At 56.5% G+C, this 4,230-nt stretch carries 3 protein-coding genes; 1 reads left to right on the forward strand and 2 read right to left on the reverse strand.

The genetic code is table 11. The annotated features are described in order from the left end of the window. On the forward strand, positions 1 to 740 hold a 740-nt coding region (locus K8W16_RS11790; protein WP_304124089.1), incomplete at its 5' end, for a LysR family transcriptional regulator substrate-binding protein. Here the strand turns inward: K8W16_RS11790 and K8W16_RS11795 are convergent. Together K8W16_RS11795 and K8W16_RS11800 are read right to left on the reverse strand one after the other, a co-directional pair. After that, a complete protein-coding gene (locus tag K8W16_RS11795) occupies positions 724 to 2,397 on the reverse strand; it encodes an FAD-dependent oxidoreductase (RefSeq protein WP_304124091.1) in 1,674 nt (557 codons plus the stop codon). The two genes, K8W16_RS11790 and K8W16_RS11795, sit on opposite strands and share 17 nt — an antisense overlap. Before the next feature lie 141 nt (positions 2,398 to 2,538). After that, positions 2,539 to 4,221: an FAD-binding protein gene (locus tag K8W16_RS11800; RefSeq protein ID WP_304124093.1), complete on the reverse strand. Its 1,683-nt coding sequence runs from the start codon at positions 4,219 to 4,221 to the stop codon at positions 2,539 to 2,541. Positions 4,222 to 4,230: the final 9 nt, after the last annotated feature.

The following is a 4,230-nucleotide window of genomic DNA, read 5'->3' on the forward strand; positions in this document are numbered from 1 at the left end:
TACTGGACTGGACAATCACCGCCTTTGAGCTGATAGGCGAACTGGAAAAAAGTATCTCCGGCTCCTATGACGAATTAAACGGAAAGGTGGGGATTTCCGGTTCCCTGCCGATCATAGGGCAGGACATGTTCTCAAGCCTGCTCAGCCGCTTCATGAGGGAAAACCCCAAAGTCCATGTCACCCTGAGGGCCTGCCGCCCCCTTGAAGCTCTTGACGATATTGAAACCGGAGTTGCCGATTTCGGCCTGATCGCCATTGCTCAAAAGCCGGAGCGCTTCAACGCCACCCTGCTCTGTACCACGCCCTTCGTACTGGTCGCCCCTAAAAAGCATCGCTTCCAGATTTCCCCCGCTCCTCTTCCCGAAGAACTTCAGAATCTTCCGTTTGTCATGTATATGGGAAACGACAAGAAGGAAGTATATTCACCCTGGCTGACGAGCGAACAGCTGAAAGGCCTGACCGGAAAAACGGCTATGACGCTCAACCAGTACCAGCTTGTGCTTCAGTACATAGCCAAGGGATCGGTATGTGCCATTATGGATGAGCTGACACTCAAAACCTTTCCCGAGTACCATCGTCACCTTGTCGCCTATCCCCTTTCCCACCTGCTTGAAGACCTGCAATATTTCCTTCTGACCCGAAGGCACCGCCGCCTTGGAGCTGCGGCGGTGACCCTGAGCCAGGAAATCCTCACGCTGTTCCGCAGTCAGAAGGAAAAGAAGCTCACACCAGCATATTAAGAGGAAACTCGTAAGAGATGCTCCCCGTGCTGCATGCCAGGCGGCAGCAGCCGCAGTGCCAGCATTCATCGGGGTAGCTTACCACCGGGCCGTCATCCGTAAGGGTGAGAATGTGCCCGGGGCAGGCCTCCACGCAGCTCCCGCAATGGCTGCAATGGCCGCAGTGCAGGCAGCGGGCACTTTCCCTGACGCCTTCTTCCTCGGAAAAGCCCTCGTCTATTTCGGCAAAGGGCAGAGACGTGCCCCCCTGCCGGCTTTTCACACGAGGGCCATGCTCGTGGTAAACAACATTATAAATTTCGCCAAACACCACCTTATGAGCGGCTTTTGCCTGCGCAGAAGCCTCCGCAAACGCCACCTGGCCGCAGGCATCGATAAATGCGTCCGGTATCTCCTTCATTTCCATAAGGAAACTGTGGATTCCCACCGCACAGCGCCGCCCGCTGCCTATGGCTTCCGCAACGGTGGAAGGGCCGATTGCGGCGTCCCCCGCAGCGAATACGCCAGGTTGCGAGCTTTCCCCATACTCTCCGGCCTGAATGAAACCGCGCGGCGTCTTTTCCGGCGCATCCTCATCAAGGAAGGTAAAGGCGGGCATAAGGCCGCTCGCGGCAATAACGATATCCGCCCGTACGGGAGGAAGAGGAGTTGCTTCGGCATCGACCTCAAGAGCCCCGCTCTCTGAAAAAGAGAAGGAACGCACCGGCACAGAGCCGACAAGGTATCCCTCCTCATCCTTTTCAATGCCCTGGGCAAGGCGGCTGCCCAGCAGCGCTATCCTCTCCTCGCGGGCCTGCTCGATTTCTTCTGCCGGGGCATGCAGGGCATCTTCCTTTTCCAGGCACAACAGGGCAACGCTCTCCGCCTTCAGCCTCCGGGCCGTAAAGGCGCAATCCAGCGCCACGCCGCCGCCGCCGAGGATAAGCACCTTTTTCCCTTCAAGGGGTTCCCGGGACAGTTCAGCTTCCTTCAGAAAAGACAGGGCAGGCCGCAGGTATTCTTTTCCCGGTATATTGAGGATGCGCTCCTTCCAGGCTCCGGCGGCAATCACACACGCATGATGCCTTGAGCGCAGCTCCTTCCAGGAAATGTCCTGCCCTACCCTGACGTTGGTGTGGATACGCACGCCAAGCTCCATCACGGCGGCGACTTCGCGGTCAACCACATCCTTGGGCAGGCGGAAGTCCGGGATTCCCTGGCGGGGGATACCGCCTGCCACGGGTGCAGCCTCATAAACGGTAACACTGTGGCCAGACAGCGCGCAGAACCACGCACAGGTCAGGCCCGCCGGGCCGCCCCCGATGATGCCCACGCTCTTTCCCGTGGCGGGCGCAGGGAGAAAGGCTCCCCGCCCGCCCCTGTCGGCCGCAAGCCGTTCCAGGGAATGAATGGCAATCGGCTCATCATACTCGGCGCGGTTGCACACGCCTTCACAGGGGTGGGGGCAAACCCGCCCCGTCACTCCGGGGAAGGGATTGCGCGCCCTGAGCCAGCGCAGCGCCTCTGAAAACTCGCCTTTTTCAACACATTCATGCAGTTTCTGAATGGGGTTGCCCGCAGGACAGCGCAGTTCGCAGGGAGACGTGCGATGCTGCCGGGAAAAAACATTGCCTTGTAACACGGGGTGGATCAGTGGTTTGCTGAATACGGGAGGCATGAATCTATCCTCGGGAATAAATGTTCGCGGAACATTTGCAGACGCGCCATGTCCATGCAATGGCGAACGCCTTGAACAACGCGGCTTCACAACATAAAAATGAAGCAGGAAACAGCTGCCGCCGCTCGGAACAGTACCGGCCTATATCGCCGGCAGGTCGGGGTTCCAGGTGAGCCAGGAAAATTCCGGCCGGCCGTTCTTCTGCCGCGTAACCAGAATCTTGTCGTCATACCAGGAGTCCTGTTCCGGATAATCGGAACGCCTGTAGGCGGAGCGCCCGCTTTCCTTACGTTCCAGCGTCGCTTTGGTATTCAGCAGGCATGCCTGCAGAAGGTGCAGGGATTCATTGGCGGAAGTAAGTTCATGCAGGTTGCCCGCCCTGATGGAGGCAGCATGTTCTTCAATATATTCAAGGCGCCGCACCGCAAGCCTTATGCCCTCTTCATTCCGCACGAATCCCATATAGTACGACATGACCTGCCGGATGGCGTCTTCAAATTTGCGGAAATACAGGCCGTTTTCCCTATGGAGAGGGCGAAAGACACGGGCTTTCTCTTCCCGCAGCTTTTGATCATCGCCGGCAGGGAAAGGTTCCCCCGCATGCTGCGCGGCATAGTGCGCCGCATGCCTTCCCGCCGCGAATCCGCAGCAAATGGCTCCGGAAAAGAAACCGAACATACTGCCGACAAACAGCCCGGGCATGGTTGAGGAAAATTCATCATCGGCCTGAACCAGCCCGCTGAAGTCCAGATCGGAAATCTCCACTTCCATGGGGTGATGTTCAAAATCGACGCCGCGCTGAGCGCAGTATTCAAGCCAGGTGGATTTATCCCCCGGCATGAGATTATATTGCAGGTGGCGACGCAGAGAAGGCTCAAGGTGACGCATGTCCATGTAGAAGGGCGGCCCGCTGCCTTCGGTCAGTTCGATATGAGTTCCCATGGAAAGAAGATGGCGGGGCCCCTGTTCCTCCATGGGATGGTATTTGTGCATGTATTTTTCGCCATGGGCATTAATGGCCTTGGATCCTGAACCGGCAATACCGTTCATGCCGGGACAGCCGAAACTTTTCGGGCACAGCGAAGCCGCCTGCCGCACATCCAGCCCGAGAACAGCTGCGCCCGCCTGATAGGGCAGCACATACTGGCTGCCCGTATTATAAGGATAGTGCTGAATATTATACGGATTGCCCGTAGAGTTCGTGCTGACTCTGCCCGTGGAATAGCCGAAGGCCAGAACAACGGCCCTTGCCCTAAAAATATGAAACGACCCGTCCAGCACATGGAAGCCCATCGCACCGGTAACCCTGTCGCCGTCCGAAATGAGCCTGGTGATCATGACATGATCAACCACATCCACACCCATCTGACGGATATGACGCCCAAGGCGCCGCTTGATGAACTGGCCGTTTTTAATATTGATGAACCATGCGCCCGGGTGCCCGAACCCCGTCGTTCTATAATAGGTACCGTCAGGATTGCGAATAAGCTCAATACCAAGCTTTTCCAGAAGATGTATCATCCGGGGCATGATTGATACCCATTCACGAATATGTGAAGGACGATATCCACTGGCGTCTGAACAGAAAGTTCTGACAATGGCATTTTCCGAATCAGTCTTTTCATCAGTATGCATAACAGCAAGAAAATGGTCGTTTCCTCCCCCAAGGGAACCAGAACTTTCCAGTAATCCACGATCCACCATCATTGTCCGCATACCCTGTTCAGCCGCTGCCATGGCGGCTCCACAGCCAGCAGCACCGGAACCAAGAATGAGAACATCTGTTTCATGTATGATTTCTTCATGTTCAAAATCTTCTGTCATGAGAAACCC

This window comes from Mailhella massiliensis (assembly GCF_020741395.1).
Taxonomy (GTDB): Bacteria; Desulfobacterota; Desulfovibrionia; order Desulfovibrionales; family Desulfovibrionaceae; genus Mailhella; species Mailhella massiliensis_A.